Origin of the sequence: Streptomyces sp. NPDC007189, from assembly GCF_040703635.1 — a bacterium.
In the GTDB taxonomy this organism is placed as follows: Bacteria; Actinomycetota; Actinomycetes; order Streptomycetales; family Streptomycetaceae; genus Streptomyces.
In genome coordinates, this window is sequence record NZ_JBEYEY010000015.1 from 96458 (window position 1) to 120062 (window position 23605).

Genomic DNA, 23605 nt, shown 5'->3' on the forward strand with positions numbered 1-23605 from the left:
GGGACAGCCCCGGCACGGCAGCCCCACCGCCCCAGCCTTCTGGAACAGTGTAAACATCGCTCAGTACGGCGTAAACACTGGCAGGAACGTCGTAAACCACGATGGCCCGGGAGCGCGGCAACCGTCTGCGGGGCCACAGAAGGACAGGTAATGGATATGTAAACCACTACGACCGGAGCCAATGGTTCCGTTTGTAAGCTTACGGCGAATGCGCACGTAAATGATCCGCTTCAGCCTCGCCGTTCGCATGCGCATGCGAATCGTCCTTGACATGGGCTAGTTCACCATGCGATAAATTGCTGGCCTCTGAAACTAAGCGGTGGCTCCGCAGTCGACGGACGCGCCACTTGCACTCAGCGGGGTGACGGGGGAATGTCACACACAGAGCGAGGCCGAGTCCTGCCATCGACATGGCGGGTCGACAGATCCTGCACATAGGCGTATCGGACGCCGTTCGTTCACGTCTCACGGTCGTCGCCGCACCACTGACACCGCAGTTTCACGCTGCCCTTTCGCGGTCGGCACGACTGTTTCACCAGTTACCCGCCATGACTCGCAGCCCGACTGAACAGGTCGAGGCCCGGCGAGACGGAAGCATGCGGGTGAAATTCGTGGGGGCCGGCTGCCGCATTGCCCTGCGCGCAGAAATGGCTGAAAAGAAAGCCATCCACTGACCTCCCCTGCGATTACTTCGTATTTTCCGGAGGCTGCCGAATTGGACGTGACAACACTTGCGGAACTCTGGGAGCGGACGGCAAGGAAGTTCCCGAGCAACGCCGCGATCTTATCCGCGGGCGAATCCCTTACGTACGAGGACGTGAACGACCGGGCCAACCGGCTCGCCCGCGTGCTCGTCGAGCGGGGCGCGGGTCCCGAACGGCTGGTGGGGCTGGCCCTGCCCCGCTCCGCGCACATGGTGATCGGCGTGCTCGCCGCGGCCAAGGCCGGCGCCGCCTTCCTTCCCGTCGACACCACCTATCCGGCCGAGCGCGTGTCCTACATCGTCGAGGACGCGGCACCCGTGCTGCTGTGCACCACGCAGGACGCGGGAACGGCACTCCCGGGCCGGCTCCCGGCTCCGCGGCTGGCCCTCGACGGTCCCCAGCACCTCGCCGCACTGGAGGCGGTCCCGGGGACGGACCTCGCCGACGACGACCGGGCCGGCCCGCTCTCCCCCGCACACCTTGCCTACGTCATCTACACCTCCGGCTCCACCGGCCGCCCCAAGGGCGTCGCCGTCACCCACACCGGCCTCGCCGGACTGGCGGCCGCCAAGGTATCGGCGATGCGGGTGGAACCGGACAGCCGTGTGCTGCAGTTCGCCTCTCCGAGTTTCGACGCCTTCCTGACCGAGCTGCTCGCGGCCCTCACCAGCGGAGCCGCACTGGTCGTGCCGCCGGCCGGGACGCTGGCGGCGGAGACGCTGGAGGCGGTCCTGCGCGAGCACCGGATCAGCCACGCCGTGCTTCCGCCCACCGCCGCCATGACGGTCGTCCCCGAGCGTCTCCCGGACCTGCGCACCCTGGTTGTCGCGGGAGAGGCCTGCCCGCCGGCCCTCGTGGAGCGCTGGGCGCCCCACGTGCTGCTGCTCAACGCCTACGGCCCGACCGAGGGCACCGTCTGCGCCACGATGACCGGGCCGCTCTCACCGGGCGACGAGGTGACGATCGGCCGTCCCCTGCCCGGGGTGTCGGTGCACATCCTCGACGACGAGCTGCAACCGGTGCCCACCGGTGAGATCGGAGAGCTGTTCATCGGCGGCCCCGCCCTCGCCCGCGGCTACCTGGGCCGGCCCGCAACGACCGCGGAGCGCTTCGTGGCGAACCCGTTCTCGGCGGCCGGCGAGCGCATGTTCCGGACCGGCGACCTGGCCTCCTGGCGGTCCGACGGCCGGATCCTCTTCCACGGCCGGTCGGACGACCAGGTCAAACTCCACGGATTCCGGATCGAACTCGGCGAGGTGGAGGCCGTACTCGGCCGGCACCCGAAGGTCGCGCAGGCGGTGGCCACGCTGCGCACCGACCACGGATCGAGCCCCCAGCTGGCGGCCTATGTCGTGCCGGCAGACGGCACCGCGCCCACCCCCGCCGAACTGCGCGAGCACATGATGCGCTCCCTGCCCGACTACATGGTCCCGGCCGTCTACGCGCTGCTCGGCGCGCTGCCGCTCAGCCCCAACGGCAAGGTCGACCGCGCGGCCCTCCCGGCCCCGAGCCTCACCCCGCGACCCGCCCTCCGGCAGCCGGACACGCCGGCCGAGAAGGCCCTGTGCGAGATCTTCAGCGAGCTGTTCGAGGGGGCCGAGATCGGCGTCGAGAGCAACTTCTTCGAGCTCGGCGGCACCAGCATCCTCGCCATCTCCTTCATCCAGCGGGCCCAGGAGGCCGGGCTGGAGTTCTCCCCGCGCGACGTCATCGAGAACCCGACCATCGAAGCACTCGCCGCCGTGGCGGCGGCCAAGGAGTGAGATGACCAGGCGACCCATGGTCCGACCCGAGGACATCGACACCATCGACCTCGCCTCACCGCGGCTGTACGCCGAGTACGAACTGGACGAGGTCTGGCGTCATCTGCGTGCCCACCGGCCGGTCTACTGGCACCCGCCGCGGGAGGACCGCCCCGGATTCTGGGTGATCACCCGGTACGCCGACGTCAACAAGGTCTACCAGGACAAAGCCCACTTCACCACGGAGAACGGCAACGCGCTCGCGACGCTTCTGACCGGCGGCGACTCCGCGTCCGGAACCATGCTGGCGGTCACCGACGGCATACGCCACCACCAGATCCGCAACGTGCTGAACAAGGGCTTCTCACGCCGGACGCTGAACCTCATCGCGCACTCCCTCCAGCAGAGCGTGGACCGGCTCCTGCTGACCGCGCTGGAGAAACGCGAGTGCGACGCCGCGCAGGACATCTCGGCGAACGTTCCGCTCGGAGCCATCTGCGACCTGCTGGAGATACCCGAGCCCGAGCGCAAGTTCCTGCTGAGCCAGACCGCGCACGCCTGGAGTTCCGACTACGCCGACGAGCCGCCGGAGGAGAACTGGGTCGCGAAGAACGAGATCCTGCTCTACTTCAGCAAGCTCTGCCGGGAACGCAAGGGCAGCGACAACGACGACATGGTCAGCCTGCTGGCCAACTGCCGCATCGAGGGCGAGCCTCTCAACCCCGTCGAGCTCATGGCGAACTGCTACGGCCTCATGATCGGCGGTGACGAGACCGGGCGGCACGCGATCACCGGTGCCATCCTCGCCCTGATCGAGCACCCCGACCAATGGCGCGCGCTCAAGAACGGCGACGTGGACCTCGACACCGCGACCGAGGAGGTGCTGCGGTGGACGGTGCCCTCCCTGCACGGCGGCCGTACGGCCACCGGTGACGTCGTCGTCAACGGCGAGCAGATCAAGGCCGGCGATGTCGTGAGCGTGTGGATCTACTCGGCGAACCGCGACGAGACCGTCTTCGACCGTCCGGACGAGTTCAACCTCGCCCGCACGCCCAACAAGCACTTCACCTTCGCCTACGGCACCCACTACTGCCTGGGACACCATCTCGGGCGCATGGAGGTCTACGCGGTGCTCGACGGACTGCGCAGGCTCGTCTCCGACCTGGAGCAGATCGGTGAGGAGAAGTGGATCTACTCCAGCATCCTGCACGGCATGAGTTCGCTGCCCGTGCGTCTGACGGCCTGAAATCCCGGGAAGGGAAACGGACTTCATGAACGCGTTCGAGGACGAGCAGCGAAGCTTCCACGTGCTGCGCAACGCCGCCGGGGCGTATTCGCTGTGGCCGGCCGGCATCGACATCCCCGGTGGCTGGCACGCCGTCGCGGGCCCGGACAGCCGGGATGGCTGCCTCAGGTATGTCGAGGAACAGGCAGACACGCGATGACCACGCCCCCCTCAAGGGTCGCCGTCGTCACCGGCGCCGGCCGGGGCATCGGGGCGGCCGTCGCCGCGCGCCTCGCCGCGACGGGGGCCTCGGTGGCCGTCGTCGACCGGACCGAGGACGACACCGCCGACACGGTCGCCGCCGTCCGGGCCACCGGTGCCACGGCACTGGGCCTGGGCTGCGACGTGGCCGTCGCCGACCAGGTGAGAGCCGCCGCCCATGAGGTCGTCGGCGCCTTCGGCCGGCTGGACGCCCTCGTCAACTGCGCAGGCGTCACACGGGACCGGTTGCTGCTGACCATGGACGACGACGAGTGGGACACGGCTCTCGACGTCAACCTGGGCGGGACCGTGCTGTGGTGCCAGGCGGCAGCCGGGCAGATGCGGCGGCAGCGCAGCGGACACATCGTCAACTTCGCCTCCGTGGCGGCCGACGGAAACCCCGGCCAGACCAACTACGCGGCGGCGAAAGCGGCGGTCACCGGGTTCACCCGTGACCTGGCCGCCGAACTGGGCCCCTACGGCGTCACGGTCAACGCCGTCGCCCCCGGCTTCGTCGCCACCCCGATGGTGGACGCCCTCGCCGAACGGCTCGGGGCCGACCGCGCCCAGTTCCTGGACCGGGCCGCCGCCGAGTCCGCGCTCGGCCGCGTCGGCTCCGTCGAGGACATCGCCGCTGTAGTGGCCTTCCTGGCCGGCCCTGACTCCGGATTCGTCACCGGGCAGACCGTTTACGTCGACGGGGGTCAGCCATGAGCCCGGTCGCCGTACTCGCGGGCGCGGCGGAGGGCACGGGACTGGCCGCCGCCGTCCGGCTCGCCGAGTGCGGGCTGGACATCGCCCTGGTCGACCCCGACCCCGCGCCCGCCGACGACACGCTGCGGCGGATCACTGCCACCGGCCGGCGGTGCACCGCCGTGGCGGCGGACCCGGCCGACACCGGCGCCTTCACCGCCGCGCTCGCCCGGATCCGCTCCGCGCTCGGCAGGCCCGGCGTGCTGCTGACCCTGATCGGCACCGGCCCCGACGACGACACGCCCTCGATGTACGAGAACGACACCCGTGCGACGTACGAGGACGACGTCATCGCCGGCGTGGCGCGCTATGCCCTGCTGCGGCGAGCCCTGCGCACCCTCTTCGTCACCAACCGGGCCGCCGCCGCGGAGATGGTGCGCGGCGGCGGCGGCCGGATCATCAACGTCGCGCGTGCCCCGCGGACGGACCGACCGGCCCCCGAGCCGGGCCGGACGGCGGCGGCCGGAACGGCCGGGGGCATGCGCCGGACCGTGGTCGCCGGGATGGCCGGGTTCACCGCGTCCGCGGCACTGGAGCTGGCGCCCTTCGGCATCACCGCGCACTTCGTCGCACCGGCCGCCCTGCGTCCCGGCACCCGTCCGCCGGTCGGTACGGCGCCCCCGGAGGACACCGGTACCTACTCCGACCACCTAGCCGACCAGGCCGCCTTCCTGATCGGCGCCCCGGCGGCGGCCCTCACCGGGCAGGGCGCCTACCTCCCCGGACGCCCGCCGGCCGGGCCTCCCTCCCCGACCACCACCCCAACCAGCCGAGGAACGGTAGCCACACCATGACCAGCACCGCGAGCGCGGCCGGCGGGAGCATGCGGGACGCGCACTACGCCGTCCGCATCCTCGACCGGCTCGACCGCAACGAACGCCCCGTCATCCACTGGGGCCAGGACGTCATCTCCAGCTCCGAACTCCGCTCGGCGGTGCTGCGCGTCGTCGGCGCCCTGACCGAACTCGGCGTCGGCGAAGGCTCCGCCGTCGCGATCCTCACCGAGGTGAACAGCCCGTGGCTGTTGGCGACCCGGTACGCCGTCCACCTCGTGGGCGCGACGGTGGTCGCCGTCTCCGGGGCCAATCACGGCACCACCACGCACCGGCTCACCACCGAGACCCGCGCCCGGATGGCCCGCGAGTGCGGCGCGCGCGTGCTCGTGCACGACGAACCGCAACGCGAGGAGGCCGAGCGGATACGCGCCCTGCTGCCCGGCGGCGCCGGCCTGTGCCTGCTCGGTACGCCGCTCCGCGGACCGGTGAGCGCCGGCGGCCGCCGGATCGGCGGTCCACCGCCCGGCTTCTCCCCGCGCGTCCCCGCCCGCGGACTGGTGATCTACACCAGCGGCAGCACCGGTCGGCCGAAAGGGGTGATCAAGCCCTTCGCGGCCTGGAACACGGTCGTGCTGAACGAGTCCGCCGAGATGACCGACAAGGTCTTCCTCGCCATGAGCGCGGTCACCCACACCGGCGGCCTGCTGGTGGACACGGCGGTCGCCTCCGGAGGGCGCGTGGTGCTGCGCACCGGGTTCGACCCGCGAGCCCTCCTCAAGGACATCGGCAGGCACCGCGTCACCGACACCCTGATGGGCGTCCCGCAGTTCTACGAGCTCATCCACCATCCCGACGTGCACCGGGCCGACCTGTCCTCGCTGCGGCGCCTGCTGTACGTGGGGTGCCCGGCCTCCCCCGAGCGGGTACGGGAAGCCGTCAAGGTGTTCCCCGGAGTACTCCACCACTCCTACGGCACCACCGAGACGGGTCAGATCGCCATGCTGACCGCGGCCGATCACGAGGTACCCGAGCTGCTGTCCACCGTGGGCCGGCCGAGGCCCGGTCTGGACGTGGTCGTCCAGGACCCCGAGACGGGCCGGGAGCTGCCCCGCGGGGAGACCGGAGAGGTGGTCGTTCGCAGCCCACTCGCGATGGAGGGCTACGCCGGCGACCCGGAGCTGACCGGCCGGGTCCTGCGCGACGGCTGGGTGCACACCGGGGACCTCGGCTGCCTGGACGCGGACGGCTACCTGCGACTGAGCGGCCGTATGAACGACGTCGTCAAGGTGCACGACACCAAGGTCCACCCCAGCGAGGTCGAAAAGGTGCTCGTCGGGCACCGGGGCGTGATCGACGCCCATGTGTACGCCCACCGGCGACCCGATCTGATCGAGGAACTGCATGCCGCCGTGGTCCTCCGGCCGGACGACCCGCCGGGTTCGGGGGACCTGCGGGAGCACGTGGCGCGCGTGATGACGCCGACGCACGCGCCCGTCCGTTTCGTGCGCTGGCGCGAGTTCCCGGTGGGCGGCAACGGCAAGGTCGACCGCCGGCTGGTACGCGAACGCGGCCTTACCGCCGGCCCCGACGACGAGCCGCTCACGGCCGAGTGACCGCCCGGCATCCTCCGCTCTCACCACGCACTCGAAGGATGAGGCCATTGTCAGCCATCACCGGAAACTACGAGAGCTTGATCCGCAAGATACGCGGCTCCGCCACGGGACCCGGCAAACTGGTCCGCTTCTTCTGCCTGCTGTGCGGCAAGGAGTGTCCCGAGTCACCGCGCACCCGCTGCTCCGGCTGTGACGGCGCCCTGGACGCCTTCTACGACCTGGACCAGGTGACCTTGCCGACGACCCGTCAGGGCCCGGACCCGCTGCGGCACTACTTCTCCCTGCTTCCGCTGCGCGAGAGGGACTCGGCCCGCTGGGGAGGGGAGGGGAACACCCCGTGCTTCGAAGTGCCCGAACTCGCCGCCGCCCTCGGCGTCGGACGGCTGTTCTTCAAGGACGAGTCGGCCACACCCCGAGGACGACTACCCCCTCTGGGAGAGCACCGCCGGCCCGGTCGTGATCGCTCCACTCTTCGTCCTGTCGTACCCGAGCCGCTCGGCGTGGTGCAGGGCCCGGACCGCGGCCACGGAGGCGCGCCTGGCCTCGGTGGACAGCGCGCTGCCGACCGTGCTCGTCAACCACTTTCCCCTGGTCCGCACACCGACCCGGGCTCTGCGCAACCCCGAGTTCGCTCCGTGGTGCGGCACCGAGGCCACCGCCGACTGGCCCCGCCGCTTCCGTGCGGCGGCGGTCGTCTACGGCCATCTGCACATCCCCGGCGTCCTCCACGTGGACGGCATCCCCCACCACGAGGTCTCCCTCGGCTACCCACACGAGTGGCACCCCCGCCCCTCGGCCCCGGAGCGGCCGGCTCGGGTGGGGGATGGGGTGGGAGTCGGGCTCTGAGCTGGGCGAGGGCCGGGATGGGCCGGAGGAGGAAGGCCGGGGCCTGCCGGGTGGACCGCCGGGGCGGCATGGGTGCGCCGGGGCGGATGCGTCCGGGGTGGGCGTGCAGGCTGTGCACGCCGGGCACCCAGCGCCCACGCTCCTCGCCCCTCCCCGCACCCACGGTTCGCCTTCCATGCCTGCCGCGCGGGCGCGGGGAGCGCGGGAGGGCCGTCCCCGTGCGGGGTTGGTCGCTCCTGGGGCCGGCGCCACTCATACCGAGGCCCGCTCAGTGGGATGGCCTCGGGGGCAGGCCGAGCCGGGTGGCCATGCCGTCGAGGAGGCAGTCGAGGCCGAACTCGAAACGGGCGTTCTCGTCGTCGTCGGGTGAGCCCTCACGGACGTATCGCTGGTAGAGCGGATAGTCGCCGGCCTCGAGGAGGAAGGAGAGGCGGGCCAGGTTGGCCTTCCGGGCCTCCTGCCCGCTGCTCCAGCCCTCGGGGGCGCGCAGCCGGGCGCGGGCGATCTCGTCATGGGTGCTGGCGCGGGTGTACGCGGTGACGGCGCCGGTGACGTCGGCCATCTGCTCCATGGACAGCCCGAGCCCGTCCAGCGCGGTGAACTGCTGCTCCATCAGGGCCAGATGGGCCGGCGTGGGGGCGAACAGGATCCTGCCGGGGACATCTGTCATCCAGGGGTGCCGCAGCACCACCTGCCTGAAGCGCAGCGCGGAAGCCCTCAGCACCTCCCGCCAGAAGCCGCCCGGCTGCTCCAGCAGCATCTCCGCCCGGACCCTGTCGAGCATCAGCTCGATGATGTCGTCCTTGCCGGAGACGTACCGATAACAGGTCATCGCGGAGACGCCGAGCTCCGTCGCCAGGCGCCTCATGGAGACGGCGTCGAGGCCGTCGGTGTCCGCGATCGTGAGCGCGGCCGCCACGATCCGCGCATGGGTGAGCACCGGGCGCGGAGCCGGCGGGGACTGGGCCATCCGCTCCCAGACGGACATCGAGCCATCGGCCCGCCCGGTGTCCGCGCCCTCGGCGCGATCTGTGCGGTCGGCGGCTCGGTCGGTGCGATCGGCAGGCATGCGTACAACGTTACCGTGGATTTACGCCGTAAGCACAGGCGTGTACGGTGTAAATATGGAACAACGCAGCCATCACAGCCCTGCGGACGACCCAGGCTCCTCCGATCCCCGCCGCTGGCGTGCACTGGCGGTCTGCCTGATCGCAGGTTTCATGACCCTGCTCGACGTCAGCATCGTCAACGTCGCCCTGCCATCCATGCAGAGAGGGCTCGACGCCTCCCCGGCGGACGTGTCGTGGATCGTCTCCGGGTACACCCTCACCTTCGGACTCGCCCTGGTGCCGGCGGGCAAACTCGGTGACGTCCTGGGGCGCAAGCCCATGTTCCTCGCCGGACTGGCCTTCTTCACCGCGGTGAGCGTGCTGTGCGCCGTCTCACCGAACCCCACGTGGCTGGTCGTCGCGCGCCTGCTCCAGGGCGCCGCCGGCGGGCTGCTCAACCCGCAGGTCATCGGGATGATCCAGCAGCTGTTCCGGGGCCCGGAGCGGGGCCGCGCCTTCGGCCTGTACGGCGCCTCCATCGCGATCTCCACCGCCGTCGGCCCGCTCGCCGGCGGGCTGCTGATCCAGGCGGCCGGCGTGCACAGCGGCTGGCGCTGGGTGTTCCTGGTCAACCTGCCCATCGGACTGGTCGCCCTGGTGCTGGGCGTGGTGTGCCTGCCGAGGACGGGGCCGCGGCGTGCCGGCAAGGGCCTGGACCTGGTGGGCGTTCTCCTGCTGGGCGGGGCCGTCGCCGCGGTCCTGCTGCCGATGATCGAACAGGAGCAGCGCGCCGCGTCGGTGCGGTGGTGGCTGTTCGGCCTCGCGGCCGGGCTGCTCGCCTGCTTCGTCGTATGGGAGACCCTGTGGCGGCGGACAGGACGCGATCCCCTGGTCGACCTCGGGCTGCTGCGCGCCCTTTCGTTCGGCACCGGGAGCGCCGTCGGCTCGGTGTACTTCGCCGGCTACACCGGCCTGCTGCTCGTCCTGACGCTCTATCTGCAGCAGGGCCACGGCTACTCGGCGCTGGAGGCCGGCGCGACCGGGCTGCCGTTCGCCCTGGGTTCCGCCCTCACCTCCACGCTGGGCGGACGCGCCGTGTTCCGTTTCGGCCGCCCCATGGTGGTCGCCGGCATCACCGCCGTCGCGCTCGGGCTCGGGACCACCGCCGCCGTCGTCGGCCACCATCCGCACGGCGATATCTGGCTGTACGTCCTCGGCCCCCTCCTCCTGGCCGGCCTGGGCAGCGGCCTGGTCATCGGCCCCAACCAGACCCTGGCACTCGCCGACGTACCCCCTGCCCGCAGCGGTACGGCGGCCGCCGTGCTCCAGACCGGCCAGCGCATCGGCACGTCCCTGGGCACCGCCGTGGCCGCGACCCTCTTCTACAACCGCCTGGCCACGGCCCACGGTGACTTCCCGCACGCCACGAGCCACAGCCTCTACGGCGCGGCGGCCCTCACCTTCGCGGCCCTCACGATCGCCACAGCCGACCTCCTCGTCCCCCATCGCGCCGACCGCATCGACCGCGCAGAGCAACGCCCCGCGCCGGCCAGGGCACAAGAAAACCCCAGGTCGGCGAATACCTGACCTGGGGTCGAGTGGAGCCGCTTTCGGGATTCGAACCCGAGACCTACGCATTACGAGTGCGTTGCTCTGGCCATCTGAGCTAAAGCGGCGCGCTGCCCGCACCATGGTGCGATCGGCAACGTCGGTAAGTCTACACAGTTTCCCGGGGTGCTTCGTACCGGCCCCGGAGCACGCGGTTCCGGGGCCGGGGGCGGGGGCTAGGAGCAGCGCTTTCCGACGGGTGGCGGGGTGCCCCGCAGCAGGTAGGCGCCGATCGCGGAGTCGATGCAGGAGCTGCCGCGGCCGAAGGCGGTGTGGCCGTCGCCGGCGTAGGTCAGCAGGCGGCCCGAGGAGAGCTGGTGTGCCAGGGAGCGGGCCCAGCGGTAGGGGGTCGCCGGGTCGCGGGTGGTGCCGACCACCACGATCGGCGCCGCGCCCTTCGCCTCGATGCGGTGCGGCTCGCCCGTGGCCTTCACCGGCCAGTACGCGCAGTTCAGCGAGGACCAGGCCAGGACCTCGCCGAAGACCGGGGACGCCTTCTCGAAGGCCGGCAGCGCCTGCTCGACCTGCTCGGGGCCGGTGAAGGCCGGCGGCAGGTCCAGGCAGTTCACGGCGGCGTTGGCCATCATCAGGTTGCTGTAGTGACCGCCGGCGTCGCGTTCGTAGTAGCTGTCGGAGAGCGCGAGCAGGCCCGCGCCGTCGTTGCCCTTCATCGCCGAGGTGAGTGCCTCGCGCAGCTGCTGCCAGGTGCCCTGGTCGTACATCGCCGCGATCACCCCGGTGGTGGCCAGCGCCTCGCCCAGCTTGCGGCCGTCCGGGTCGCCTGCCGGGATGGGGTGCGCGTCGAGCTTCCGGAAGAACGCCTCCAGGTGGTCGCCGACCTGTGCGGGGGTCGTGCCGCCGGTGCCGAGCGGGCAGTCGGAGTGCCGTACGCAGTCCTTCGCGAACGCCTGGAACGCGGTCTCGAAGCCGGCCGTCTGGTCCAGGTTCATCCGCCGGGCGTCCAGGGCCGGGTCCATCGCGCCGTCCAGCACCATCCGGCCGACCCGGCCGGGGAACAGGCCCGCGTACGTAGCCCCGAGGAACGTGCCGTACGACGCCCCCACGTAGTTCAGTTTCGGATCGCCCAGCACCGCCCGCAGGATGTCCATGTCCCGCGCCGCCTCGACGGTGGAGACGTGCCGCAGCAGGCGCGCCGAGTGCGCCCCGCAGCTCTCGTCGAACGTCCTGTCCGCCGCGGCCACCGCGTCCCGCTCCTTCTGGTCGTCGGGCGTCAGGTCGGTCTGCGTGTACGCATCCATCCGGCGGCCGTCCAGGCATTCGACGGGCTCGCTGCGGGCGACGCCCCGCGGGTCCATGGCGACCATGTCGTAGTGGGCGCGGACGCCGGCCGGATAGCCGACACCGGCGTAACTCTGCAGGTAGGCGATCGCCGAGCCGCCGGGACCGCCCGGGTTGATCAGCAGCGAACCGAGCGGCCTGCCCTTGCCGGCGGCCTTCTTGCGGGCCACGGCGAGCCGGACGTCTCCCGCGCCGGGCTTGGCGTAGTCGAGCGGGGCCTTCATCGTCGCGCACTCGAAATCGGGGACACCGCAGGCACGCCAGCGCAGCGTCTGCGTGTAGTACGGCGAGAGCGCCGACGGTGTCGCACGCGGCAGCGCGGCCAGCGCGGCGTCCACCGTCTCCCCGGCCGAGGTCGAGCTCCCGGCGGAGCAGGCGGACAGGAGCAGGGCGGCGGCCGTGAACAGGGTGGCCGTGAGGCGGGCCGTCCGGGTGCGGGTGCCCCGGGTCCGGCGGAGGGATGGCCTGGTGTGCATCAGGCGAGCGTAACGCTCCGCGTTGTGCCGGATGCGGTGCGTGGGGATTGTCGCCTCGTACGGGGGACAACCGCGGCCTGGCACCGGTGACGGCACCGGCCGGCCTCCCGGGGTCGGGTCTCAGCCCGCCCGCAGCGCCATCGTCATCGCCTCGACGGCCAACAGCGGGGCCACGTTGCGGTCCAGGGCCTCGCGGCAGGCCGCGATCGCCTCGATGCGGCGGAGGGTGGATTCCGGGGTGCTGCCGCGCGCCAGCCGGTCCAGGGCGTCCTGCGCGTCTTCGTTCGCGATCGCCACGCGCGAGCCGAGCTGCAGGGCGAGGACGTCGCGGTAGAAGGCGGTGAGGTCGCCGAGGGCGACGTCGAGGCTGTCGCGCTGCGTGCGCGTTCTGCGGCGCTTCTGCATGTCCTCGAGGTCCTTCATCACGCCCGCCGTGCCCCGCGGCAGCCGGCCGCCCTGGGCCGCGCCGAGCGCCGCCTTCAGCTCGTCGGACTCCTTGCCGTCCATCTCCTCGGCGAGCTGCTTGGCGTCCTCGGCGGCCGCGTCGACCAGCTCCTGGGCGGCCTTCAGGCAGGCGCCGACCTCGTCGAGCCGCAGGGGCAGCTTCAGCACGGCCGCGCGGCGCTCGCGGGCCGCCGGGTCCGTGGCCAGGCGCCGGGCGCGGTCGACGTGCCCCTGGGTGGCGCGGGCGACGGCCACCGCGACATCCGGCTCGATGCCGTCGCGCCGCGTCAGCATGTCGGCGACCGCGTCCACCGACGGCGTGCGCAGGTTCAGGTGGCGGCAGCGGGAGCGGATCGTGGGCAGGACGTCCTCGATGGAGGGCGCGCACAGCAGCCAGACCGTGCGGGGGGCGGGCTCCTCCACCGCCTTCAGGACGGCGTTGGCCGACTTCTCGTTCAGCCGCTCGGCGTCCTCGACCAGGATGATCTGCCAGCGGCCGTTCGCCGGGGCGGTGAACGACTTGCGGACCGTGTCCCGCATGTCCTTCACCAGGATTTCGGCGCCGACCGCGGCCACCGAGGTGACGTCCGCGTGGGTGCCGAGCAGCGCGGTGTGGCAGCCGTCGCAGAAGCCGCAGCCGGGGGCGCCGCCGAGGGCGCGGTCGGGGCTCACGCACTGCAGGGCCGCGGCGAAGGCCCTGGCCGCCTGGTTCCGGCCCGCGCCGGGCGGGCCCGTGAACAGCCACGCGTGCGTCATCCGCGACGCCTCGGGCAGCGGCTCGTCGGCCGCGGCGGCCGTGACGAGGGCGTCGGCGTCCCGCGCGGCCGCGTCGAGCACCGCGCTCACCTTCTCCTGCCCGACGAGGTCGTCCCACACCGTCATGGATCACGCCGCCCTTCCGTCACACTCCGCGTTCCGGGATCCATTGTGCGGGTGGGCACTGACAACGGGGGCGGCGGACGGGGGGGGACCCGGGGGACGGCCGTGACGCCGGTGCCCTGCGCGGCAAGGGCGGCGCCGGTCGCTGCTCCGACCCGCGCCGCCCTGGGTTCCGTGTCCGCCCTGTCCGCCGTGCCCGTGCGGAGCCGGTGGCGTCAGCCGCGCCGGCCCCGGCCGCGGCCCTTGCGGCCCTGCTCCTCGTCCTGGTCGCCGTACTCCCCCTCGTCGTACGTCCCCAGCAGTTCGTCCGCGAGCGACGGCAGGTCGTCCAGCGGGGTCTCCTCGGCCCAGTCGGGGCGCGGTCGGCGGCGCGGGGCACCGTCGGCGTCGAGCTGCGGCATCTCGCGCGTACGGTCCTCGGAGCCGTCGGGACCCGCGGCGGTCCGCTCGTCCCGGAAGAAGCCGGGCGGCACCCGGTCCGCCGGTGCGTCACTCCGCACGGGCGGCAGTACGGCCGTCTCATCGGCCGCACCCGGAACCACCGGCGGCAGCACCGCGGTCTCGTCGGCCGCGCCAGGAACCGGCGGGAGCACCGCCGTCTCATCGGCCGCACCCGGGACCTGCGGCTGCGGCAGCTCGGCCGTCACCTCGGTGTCGGCGCCGGACTCGCGCGTCCGGGCGGCTCGCCGGTCCCGGGTGCCTTCCGCCCGGCCGCCCTCGGGCTGGTCGGCCTCGTCGCGCACGGGCCGCAGCACCGTCGTCTCGTCCGTGCCCGCGCCGCGCCCCGCAGGCTCATCGGAGCCCGGCGAGACCACCGGCGTCGGGACCGTCGCCGCGTCCGGGAACACGCCCGGTGCGGACGGCAGGGGTGTCGTGGAACGGCGGGCCGCCGTGTCGGCCGCCGCCGCTGCCTCGGCCGCCTGCCTGCGGGCCTCCTCGGCGCGCAGCAGCGCCTCCTCGGCCTTGCGCTGCGCCTCCAGGCGCCGTGCCTCTTCCTCGGCGCGCAGCCTGGCCTGGCGGGCCTCTTCCTCGGCGCGCAGCCGGGCCTCCTCCTCGGCCTGCTTGCGGCGCCGCTCCTCCTCGGCCCTGCGCCGGGCCTCCTCCTCGGCGCGGGCCTTCTCCTCGGCGAGCAGCCGCTGCCGCTCCTCCTCCGCGCGCCGGGCCGCCTCCGCCGCCCGCTGCCGGGCCTCCTCGGCCTGCCGTTCGGCCTCGCGGCGCTGCGCCTCCTCCAGCTCGCGGCGCTTGCGTTCCTCCTCCTCGGCGCGCAGCCGGGCCAGCTCCTCCTGGCGCTCGCGCTCCAGGCGTTCCTCCTCGGCCTTGCGCGCGGCCTCTTCCTCGGCCTTGCGGCGGGCCTCTTCCTCGGCCTTGCGCCGCGCCTCCTCCTGGGCCTTGATCTCGGCCTCGGACAGCGGCAGCAGGGTGTCCAGCCGGTGCCGGATGACGGTCGTGACGGCCTCGGCCTCCTGGCCCGCGTCCACGACCAGGTAACGGCCGGGGTCGGCGGCGGCCAGCGTGAGGAAACCGGACCGCACGCGCGCGTGGAACTCCGCCGGCTCCGACTCGAGACGGTCCGGCGCCTCGGTGAACCGCTCGCGGGCGGTCTCCGGGGAGACGTCCAGCAGGACGGTCAGGTTCGGGACGAGCCCGTTGGTCGCCCAGCGGTTGATGCGGGCGATCTCGGTCGGGGACAGATCGCGGCCGGCGCCCTGGTAGGCGACGGACGAGTCGATGTAGCGGTCGGAGATGACCACCGCGCCGCGCTCCAGGGCGGGCCGTACGACGGTGTCGACGTGCTCGGCGCGGTCGGCGGCGTACAGCAGCGCCTCCGCGCGGTGGGACAGGCCCGCCGAGGACACGTCCAGCAGGATCGAGCGCAGCCGCTTGCCGACGGGCGTGGCCCCCGGCTCGCGGGTGAGCACGACCTCGTGGCCCTTGGCGCGGATCCACTCGGCGAGGGCCTCGGCCTGGGTGGACTTGCCGGCGCCGTCGCCGCCCTCCAGGGCGATGAAGAAACCGCTGGTCGCCGGTGCCTCGACCGGGTCGTCGCCGCCGAGCAGCGCGTCCTTCAGGTCCTGGCGCAGCGGGATGCCGGAGCGGTCGTCGACCTTGGCGAGCACCAGGGCGGCCACCGGCAGCAGCAGCGCGCCGACGAGCATCAGGGTGAAGGAGGCGCCGCCGTGCGCGAAGACGAACCTGCCGTCCTGCAGCCGGTGCCGGCCGATGAGCCCGGCGACGACGGGCGCGATCAGGGCGCCGAGCGCTATGAAGACCCGGACGACGGCGTGCAGGTGCTCGGTGACGCGGGCCCGGCGGTAGTCCTCGGTCTCCTGGTCGAGCAGGCCGTGCCCCGTGCTGGCGGCCACGCCCGCGGTGACACCCGCCAGGGTGACGATGAGCAGCACGGTGGTGACGTCCGGGACCAGCCCGGCGGCCAGCAGGGCGATGCCGGTGAAGGCGATGGCCAGGGCGAGCAGCCGGCGGCGCGAGAGCGAGGGCAGCACCGCGGGGGCCGTACGGATGCCGACGGCGACGCCGCCGGTCAGGCCCAGCACCAGCAGGCCGTACAGGACCGGGCCGCCGCCCAGGTCGGTGGCGTGCAGCACGCACACCGAGACGGCCGCCGCGATGGCCCCGGCGACCGCGGCGCAGGCCGGGACGAGCAGTGGGATCGCGCCCGTACGGCCCTTGTCCACGCCGGTGCCGGTGCGCGGGCGGCGCAGGCCCTCCAGCGGGGACCGCGCGCGCGGGGTGCGCACCGCGGGCAGCTCGAGGAAGGTCAGCAGGGACAGGGAGGCCGCGAACAGGCCGGCCGCCACATACGACCCGAGGGCCGCGTGGTGCTGGTCGAACCAGGCCACGCCGGTGCCCAGGAGATTGTTCAGCAGGCCGGCGACGACCAGCGCGGCGGCGGCCAGCGGGACGGCGACGAAGCTGGTGCGCAGCGACAGACGGCGCAGGGCGTCCATGTGGTCGGGCAGCGGCCGTACTGTGGCGCCCTCCGGGGGCGGGCCGGGCAGCAGGGCCGGGGCCGCGCTCTCCCGGCACACCGTCCACAGGCGCTCGGCGACGCCGGTGACGAAGGCGGTGACGAGGAGGACGGCCGGTGCGTTGTCCGGGGTCCAGTCGATCCACAGGGGGGCGACGATCAGCAGGGCGGCGCGCACGCCGTCGGCGCCGACCATGGTCCAGCGGCGGTCGAGCGGGCCCTCCTGGGCGGTGAGGGAGCTCAGGGGGCCGAGGAGGACCGCGCCGAAGAGCAGCGCGGCGAGGACGCGCGCGGCGAAGACCGTCGCCACTGCGAACGCGACACCCCGGTATCCGCCTCCGAAGGCGCCCTGGGCGATCGCCGCCTGGAGGACCAGGACGACCAGGACGAGGAGTGCAAGGGTGTCGCCGACACCGCTGACCAGCTGTGCGCTCCACAGGCGCCTCAGCTGCGGGCGGCGCAGCAGGGAACGGACGGCGCGCTCGCGGGAGTCCGCGACCAGGGCGTCGTCCGGAGCTGTGGTGGGGGCCGTTGGCTGCTCGGCTCGCGTCATGCGTTCAGCCTATCCGCAGCCGCCGACACCACACCCCGCCGCTCCTGGCATGTGCACGCCCCGACACCAAAGTGATGCGGAGGCGTTCGCTCTGCGAAGCCGAAGAGGGCCCCCTCAAGCAGGAAGCCGCCGGCCCCTGAAAACCCAGGAGTCGGCGGCACCCACGTCGGCGGCGTCAGTCCTCCGCGCCGGAAGCCGTGGCCTTCGCAGCCGTCGCCTTCTTGGTGGTCGTCTTCTTGGCCGCCGTCTTCTTCGCGGCAGCGCTCGTCGTCGTCTTCTTCGCCGCCGTCTTCTTGGCGGCGGTCTTCTTGGCCGGGGCCGCCTTCTTGGCCGTGGCCTTGGTGGCGGTCTTCTTCGCCGTCTTCTTGGCGGGGGCCTTCGCGCGCTTCTCGGCGAGCAGTTCGAAGCCGCGCTCGGGAGTGATCGTCTCCACGCTGTCGCCGGAGCGGAGGGTCGCGTTGGTCTCGCCGTCGGTGACGTACGGACCGAAGCGGCCGTCCTTGACCACGACCGGCTTGCCGGAAACCGGGTCCTCGCCCAGTTCCTTCAGCGGCGGCTTGGCGGCGGCCCGACCACGCTGCTTGGGCTGGGCGTAGATCGCCTGCGCCTCCTCCAGCGTGATCGTGAAGAGCTGGTCCTCGGACTGCAGCGAGCGCGAGTCCGTGCCCTTCTTCAGGTACGGGCCGTAGCGGCCGTTCTGCGCGGTGATCTCCTGCCCGTCGGCGTCGGTGCCGACGACGCGCGGCAGCGACATCAGTTTCAGGGCGTCGTCGAGCGTCACCGTGTCGAGGGACATCGACTTGAAGAGCGACGCCGTGCGCGGCTTGACCGCGTTCTTGCCGGTCTTCGGGGTGCCCTCGGGGAGGACCTCGGTGACGTAGGGGCCGTAGCGGCCCTTCTTGGCGACGATCGTGTGGCCGGTGGCCGGGTCGGTGCCCAGCTCCCGGTCGCCGCTGGGCTCGGCCAGCAGCTTCTCGGCCAGCTCGACGGTCAGCTCGTCCGGCGCCAGGTCGGCCGGGATGTCGGCGCGCTGGTGCTCCTCGGTGTCCTTCTCGCCGCGCTCGATGTAGGGACCGAAACGGCCCACGCGGAGCACGATGTCGTTGCCCACCGGGAACGACGACACCTCACGGGCGTCGATCGCGCCCAGGTCGGTCACCAGCTCCTTGAGACCGCCGAGGTGGTCCCCGTCGCCGTTGCCGGCCTCGGCCGCGGCGCCGACGCCGTTGTGCCCCTCGCCGAAGTAGAAGCGCTTCAGCCACGGCACGGCCTGGGCCTGGCCGGCGGCGATGCGGTCGAGGTCGTCCTCCATCTTGGCGGTGAAGTCGTAGTCGACCAGCCGCCCGAAGTGCTTCTCCAGGAGGTTGACCACGGCGAAGGACAGGAAGGACGGCACCAGGGCCGTGCCCTTCTTGAAGACGTAACCGCGGTCGAGGATCGTGCCGATGATCGACGCGTACGTCGACGGGCGGCCGATCTCCCGCTCTTCCAGCTCCTTGACCAGGGAGGCCTCGGTGTAGCGGGCCGGGGGCTTGGTGGCGTGGCCGTCGACCGTGATCTCCTCGGCGGACAGCGCGTCGCCCTCGGCGACCTGCGGCAGCCGGCGCTCGCGGTCGTCCAGCTCGGCGTTCGGGTCGTCGGCGCCCTCGACGTAGGCCTTCAGGAAGCCGTGGAAGGTGATCGTCTTGCCCGACGCGCTGAACTCGACATCCCGGCCGTCGGCGGCGGCGCCGCCGATCTTCACGGTCACGCTGTTGCCGGTCGCGTCCTTCATCTGGGAGGCGACGGTCCGCTTCCAGATCAGCTCGTACAGCTTGAACTGGTCGCCGGTCAGACCGGTCTCGGCGGGAGTGCGGAAACGATCGCCCGAGGGCCGGATCGCCTCGTGGGCCTCCTGCGCGTTCTTGACCTTGGCGGCGTACGTACGCGGCTGCGGCGGCAGGTAGTCGGCGCCGTAGAGCTGGGTGACCTGCGCGCGGGCCGCCCCGATCGCCGTGTCGCTCAGCGTCGTGGAGTCCGTACGCATGTACGTGATGTAGCCGTTCTCGTACAGCTTCTGCGCGATCTGCATGGTCGCCTTCGCACCGAAGCCGAGCTTGCGGCTGGCCTCCTGCTGCAGCGTCGTCGTACGGAACGGGGCGTACGGCGAGCGGCGGTACGGCTTGGACTCGACGGACCGCACGGAGAAGCGGGTGTTCTCCAGGGCGGCGGCGAGGGCGCGGGCGGTCGCCTCGTCGAGGTGGAGGATGTTCGCGCTCTTGAGCTGTCCCACCGAGTCGAAGTCGCGGCCCTGCGCGATCCGCCTGCCGTCGACGGTCTGCAGGCGGGCGACCAGCGTCGACGGGTCCGACGGGTCTCCCGCGCGGCCGGTCGCGAAGGTGCCCGTCAGGTCCCAGTACTCGGCAGAACGAAAGGCGATGCGCTCGCGTTCCCGCTCGACCACGAGTCGTGTGGCGACGGACTGGACACGGCCGGCCGACAGGCGCGGCATGACCTTCTTCCACAGGACCGGCGAGACCTCGTAGCCGTAGAGGCGGTCGAGGATGCGGCGGGTCTCCTGGGCGTCGACCAGCTTCTTGTTGAGCTGGCGCGGGTTGGCGACGGCCTCGCGGATCGCGTCCTTGGTGATCTCGTGGAAGACCATCCGCTTGACCGGGATCTTCGGCTTGAGGACCTCCTGGAGGTGCCAGGCGATCGCCTCGCCCTCCCGGTCCTCATCGGTGGCGAGGAACAGCTCGTCGGAGTCCTTCAGCAGGTCCTTGAGCTTCTTGACCTGCGCCTTCTTGTCAGCGTTGATCACATAGATCGGCTGGAAGTCATGGTCTACGTCCACACCGAGGCGGCGGACGTCGCCGGTGTACTTCTCCGGCACCTCCGCGGCGCCGTTGGGGAGGTCGCGGATGTGCCCGACGCTCGCCTCGACTACGTAGCCGGGGCCGAGGTAGCCCTTGATCGTCTTCGCCTTGGCAGGCGACTCGACGATGACGAGTCGGCGGCCGCCCTGTGCGGTCTCGCTGGTCGGGGACAACTTCGCTCTTCTCTCCGGTCGACGCTTGGGCCTCCCCAGGCCTTGGTCCCGGGGTCGCGGCGTACTGCTGGCAGGTGTGACGCTGCGGAGTGTGACGGTACATCCCGCCCCCGTGTCAAACGGGAAAAGCCCACAACGGCCACTCGAACGGTAACCCGACTACCGGCATTCCTGCCGCCCGGACTACCGGGCACCCACGCGCGGCATGTCCGGAGCGTGGCGCTCCCCTTACTCTCGCCGCACGCGCGCCATCATGCGCCCGCCGATGTCACAGGCGCGTGAGGCAGTACACGCCGAGGGCCAGCGCGGCGGTCCCGGCCACGCTCGCGAGGGCCGCGGATGCGATCCGGTTCACACCGTGGGCCACCGGCTCGCGGCGCCTGAGGCGGGTGCCGGTCCAGGCCAGCAGGGCGCCTCCGAACAGGGCGAACACGGTTCCCGTGAAGATCGCCGGCCCGCTGTCCATCCCCCGCCCACCTCTTCCGTGCCGTCCGGCCCTGCCCGCGCCGCGAGACTGGCACGGGCGGGCGACACGCGGGCGACACCGGGGTGAACGGAGAGCCACCGTGATATCGAACACATACCCGAAAGACACCTTGGGTGGGCGTGGCGCCCATAATTTTCCGGCCGTTTTCCGGGCGCGGGCATCTCAGGGCGCAGGCGCGGGCGTGCCGGCATCTCGGGGCGCACACCGCCGGTGCGCGCGGGCGGCGTCACGGCGGGCGCCGCCGTGCGCGCCGGGTCGCGCCACCGGCGTACGACGACGATCCGGGCGCGGGCGATGAAGGCATCCGGGAGCGGCTACGACGGCACCGGTATGCGCCCTGCCTCGGGCGGCGCAGGCCGTCGTACACCTCAGGGACGGGCCCGCGCGCACCGGGCGCCAGCCCCCGGCGCCGCGGCCCGGCCCCCGTCCGGCCGGCTCAGCGCACCGGCTCCAGGAAGCCCTGTTCCACCAGCAGGCGGATCTGGGCGGGCGTCCGGTCGCGGAGGACGACCGGGTCCTCGTCCACGAGCTGGGCGATGGCGTCCAGGATGCGGCCCGCGCTCAGCGTGCCGTCGCAGACGCCCGCGAACCCGGCGCCGACCGTGTCCACCTTCGTGGCCCGGCGCATCCCGCGGTGCTGGCGCAGCACCACATGCTCCGGGTCCTCGGCGCCGGGCAGCCCGACCTGCTCCTGGACCACCTCGGCGGCGAGCCTGAAGCGGCTGTCGAGCAGCGCCGCGTCGTCGTGGTCCCGGAGATAGTCCAGGCGCTCGAAGTGCGCCCGGACCGTGTCCCCGAGGGGCTGCTCGACCGGGTGCGGCCACTCCTCCACCGTGACGACGGGCTCGGCGGAACCCGTCCTGCGCAGGGTGATCCAGCCGAAGCCGACCGCCTTGACCTTGCGCGCCTCGAACTCGTCGAGCCAGGCGTCGTACCGCGCCTGGTACTCCGCCGGATCCCCGCGGTGGTCACCGGCGTCCCTCAGCCACAGCTCGGCGTACTGCGTGACGTCCTGCACCTCGCGCTGCACGATCCAGGCATCGCACCCGCGCGGCACCCACGACCTGAGTCTGTCCTGCCAGTCCTCCCCTGCCACATGCTGCCAGTTGGCGAGGAACTGCGCGAACCCGCCCTCGTTCAGCCGTTCCCCCGCCTGCTGAACGAGCGAGCGGCACAGATCGTCCCCGCCCATCCCGCCGTCTCGGTAAGTGAGGCGGGCGCCGGGCGAGATGACGAAGGGCGGGTTGGAGACGATCAGGTCGAAGGTCTCGTCGTCCCGGACCGGCTCGAACAGCGAGCCCTCGCGCAGGTCGGCGGCGGGCGCGCCGGAGAGCGCGAGCGTGAGCGCGGTGATGTGCAGGGCACGCGGGTTGAGGTCGGTCGCCGTCACGCGCGTGGCGTGCTGCGCGGCGTGCAGCGCCTGGATTCCGGAGCCGGTGCCGAGGTCCAGCGCGGATGCGACCGGCGCGCGGACGGTGATGCCGGCGAGGGTCGTGGAGGCGCCGCCGACGCCCAGGACGACGCCCTCGTCGCGCTGTCCGATGCCGCCGGCCCCGCCGACCGCGCAGCCCAGGTCGGAGACGATGAACCAGTCCTCGCCGCCGGGGCCGCCGTAGGGCCGTACGTCCACGGTCGCGGCCACCTCGTCGCCGCCCACGCGCATGAGCCACCCGGCCTCCAGGGCCTCCTCGGCCGGCAGAACGGCCGCCACGCGCGCGTGCGGCACCGGTTGCTGGAGCAGGAACAGCCGTACGAGCGTCTCCAGCGGCGTGTCGCCACGGGTCGCCCTCAGGGCGGGCACGGTCTCGCTGCGGGCCAGCGCCGCGTACGCGGGGGCGCCGAGCAGGTCGAGCAGCCCGTCGGCGGTGAAGGAGGCGGCCAGCAGCGCGTCACGCAGGCGCGCGGCGATGTCGGGCCGGTCGGAAGCGGGCAGGGAAGCGAGTCCGGAGTCAGTCACGCCCCCATTGTGACCCGCGGCACCTTCCGCGGGCGGCCTGAGCACGCCTCACCGGCACGCGGCACGGCTCACCCCGGCCACGGCTCAGCACGGCTCTCGCCGGCCGGTGCCGACGCCCGTGCCGCGGGCCGCCGTCCGCCTGCCGTACGAGTGGCCCTGTGCGGTGTCCTGTCAGCCCGCCGACGGCGACGCCGAGGACGCCGCCGAGGCCGTGGCCGCGACCTTCTTGCAGCTGGCCTGCTGGGCGATGGCGTTCTTGACGTCACCCTGCTGGAGCTTCTCCAGCGCGTCGGTGCCGCTCTGGTGCTGCTTCTCCAGGTCCGTCATCTTCACGGCGATGTCGTGCAGCCCGGAGGCGAACTTGGCCTGGTCCTTGGTGTCCAGCGCGTCGACCTGCTTCTTCAGGCCGGCATAGGAGGCGGAGAGGCCGTCGAAGCTCTTCACGACGTCCCGCAGCCGCTGGGCGCCGTCCTGGACGCCGGGAGGCGCGCCCGCGTCACCCACGGCGGTGGCTATCGCCTTGTAGCCGTCGGCCATGTCCTGGAAGGCCTGCGAGTCCGTCTTCTGGAGCGTCTCGGGCTTGGCGGTGTCCGCGGCCGTCGTGCTGATCGCCGCGTTCGCCGCCTTGATCTTCGCGTCCTGGGCGGGCACCGCGTCGCACACCGACTTGGCCCAGGCGACCAGCTTGGGGTCGGGCCCCTTGTCGCCGCCGCCGCTGCTGCATCCCGTCAGCGCCACCACCAGTACCGCACCGCCGGACAGTGCGGCCGTGAGCTTCTTGTTCACCGGATTGGTCCCTTCCATGGCTCTCGGCCCACGGACCCTACACGGCGGACGCACACCCTCCGCACCCCGTACGCCCCCCAAGGCGCCCTTTGTGACCCTTTACACCATGAGAGAGAAGGCTCACCACGTGGGC

General features: G+C 72.5%; 15 protein-coding genes, 1 tRNA gene and 1 pseudogene. 8 read left to right on the forward strand and 9 right to left on the reverse strand.

What is annotated here, in order from left to right; translation table 11 throughout:
* The first annotated feature begins 721 nt into the window (after nt 1-721).
* From AB0950_RS28035 to AB0950_RS28065, 7 genes and pseudogenes are all read left to right on the forward strand, one after another.
* Complete coding sequence (locus tag AB0950_RS28035) at nt 722-2467, forward strand: amino acid adenylation domain-containing protein (protein WP_366779661.1); 1746 nt, start codon at nt 722-724, stop codon at nt 2465-2467.
* A 1-nt stretch (nt 2468) separates the two neighbouring features.
* Nucleotides 2469-3692 (forward strand): cytochrome P450, encoded by a 1224-nt coding sequence (locus AB0950_RS28040; protein ID WP_366779662.1) that lies wholly within the window; start codon nt 2469-2471, stop codon nt 3690-3692.
* 25 nt (nt 3693-3717) lie between these two features.
* The gene (locus AB0950_RS28045) at nt 3718-3891 is read left to right on the forward strand and encodes an MbtH family protein (protein WP_360154018.1); all 174 of its coding nucleotides are present in this window, start codon (nt 3718-3720) and stop codon (nt 3889-3891) included.
* On the forward strand, nt 3888-4646 hold the full coding sequence (fabG, locus tag AB0950_RS28050) for a 3-oxoacyl-ACP reductase FabG (RefSeq protein WP_360154021.1): 759 nt from the start codon (nt 3888-3890) through the stop codon (nt 4644-4646). Before AB0950_RS28045 ends, fabG begins: the two co-directional genes overlap by 4 nt.
* On the forward strand, nt 4643-5479 hold the full coding sequence (locus AB0950_RS28055) for an SDR family NAD(P)-dependent oxidoreductase (RefSeq protein WP_360154024.1): 837 nt from the start codon (nt 4643-4645) through the stop codon (nt 5477-5479). The genes fabG and AB0950_RS28055 overlap by 4 nt, the downstream gene beginning before the upstream one ends.
* Nucleotides 5476-7074, forward strand: a complete 1599-nt coding sequence (locus AB0950_RS28060; protein WP_360575076.1) for a fatty acid--CoA ligase family protein — start codon at nt 5476-5478, stop codon at nt 7072-7074. The genes AB0950_RS28055 and AB0950_RS28060 overlap by 4 nt, the downstream gene beginning before the upstream one ends.
* 411 nt (nt 7075-7485) lie before the next feature.
* Nucleotides 7486-7920 (forward strand): annotated as a pseudogene (locus tag AB0950_RS28065) (metallophosphoesterase); the annotation flags it as partial.
* Between the two features lie 268 nt (nt 7921-8188).
* Here the strand turns inward: AB0950_RS28065 and AB0950_RS28070 are convergent.
* Complete coding sequence (locus AB0950_RS28070) at nt 8189-8989, reverse strand: TetR/AcrR family transcriptional regulator (RefSeq protein ID WP_360154039.1); 801 nt, start codon at nt 8987-8989, stop codon at nt 8189-8191.
* Nucleotides 8990-9044: 55 nt separating this feature from the next.
* Between AB0950_RS28070 and AB0950_RS28075 the strand changes: the two genes are divergently transcribed.
* Nucleotides 9045-10556, forward strand: coding sequence for an MFS transporter (locus AB0950_RS28075; protein ID WP_366779663.1), 1512 nt, complete (start codon nt 9045-9047; stop codon nt 10554-10556).
* A gap of 12 nt (nt 10557-10568) precedes the next feature.
* Here the strand turns inward: AB0950_RS28075 and AB0950_RS28080 are convergent.
* The 8 genes from AB0950_RS28080 to AB0950_RS28115 all read right to left on the reverse strand — a co-directional run bounded on the left by AB0950_RS28080 (nt 10569) and on the right by AB0950_RS28115 (nt 23490).
* A tRNA-Thr gene (locus AB0950_RS28080) sits at nt 10569-10645 on the reverse strand.
* A gap of 108 nt (nt 10646-10753) precedes the next feature.
* Complete coding sequence (locus AB0950_RS28085; protein ID WP_366779664.1) at nt 10754-12352, reverse strand: alpha/beta hydrolase; 1599 nt, start codon at nt 12350-12352, stop codon at nt 10754-10756.
* A 120-nt stretch (nt 12353-12472) separates the two neighbouring features.
* Entirely contained in the window at nt 12473-13678 is a 1206-nt protein-coding gene (locus tag AB0950_RS28090) for a DNA polymerase III subunit delta' (RefSeq protein WP_366779665.1), read from the reverse strand.
* A 212-nt stretch (nt 13679-13890) separates the two neighbouring features.
* Nucleotides 13891-17214 carry a dTMP kinase gene (gene tmk / locus AB0950_RS28095; RefSeq protein WP_366779666.1) on the reverse strand — a complete coding sequence of 1108 codons (3324 nt, stop codon included), beginning with the start codon at nt 17212-17214 and terminating at the stop codon, nt 13891-13893.
* Between the two features lie 175 nt (nt 17215-17389).
* On the reverse strand, nt 17390-20242 hold the full coding sequence (gene topA / locus AB0950_RS28100) for a type I DNA topoisomerase (protein WP_366779667.1): 2853 nt from the start codon (nt 20240-20242) through the stop codon (nt 17390-17392).
* A gap of 268 nt (nt 20243-20510) precedes the next feature.
* Complete coding sequence (locus AB0950_RS28105) at nt 20511-20708, reverse strand: hypothetical protein (RefSeq protein WP_360154057.1); 198 nt, start codon at nt 20706-20708, stop codon at nt 20511-20513.
* Nucleotides 20709-21165: 457 nt separating this feature from the next.
* Entirely contained in the window at nt 21166-22686 is a 1521-nt protein-coding gene (locus AB0950_RS28110) for a class I SAM-dependent methyltransferase (protein ID WP_366779668.1), read from the reverse strand.
* 171 nt (nt 22687-22857) lie between these two features.
* The gene (locus AB0950_RS28115) at nt 22858-23490 is read right to left on the reverse strand and encodes a small secreted protein (RefSeq protein WP_360154063.1); all 633 of its coding nucleotides are present in this window, start codon (nt 23488-23490) and stop codon (nt 22858-22860) included.
* Nucleotides 23491-23605 lie beyond the last annotated feature (115 nt).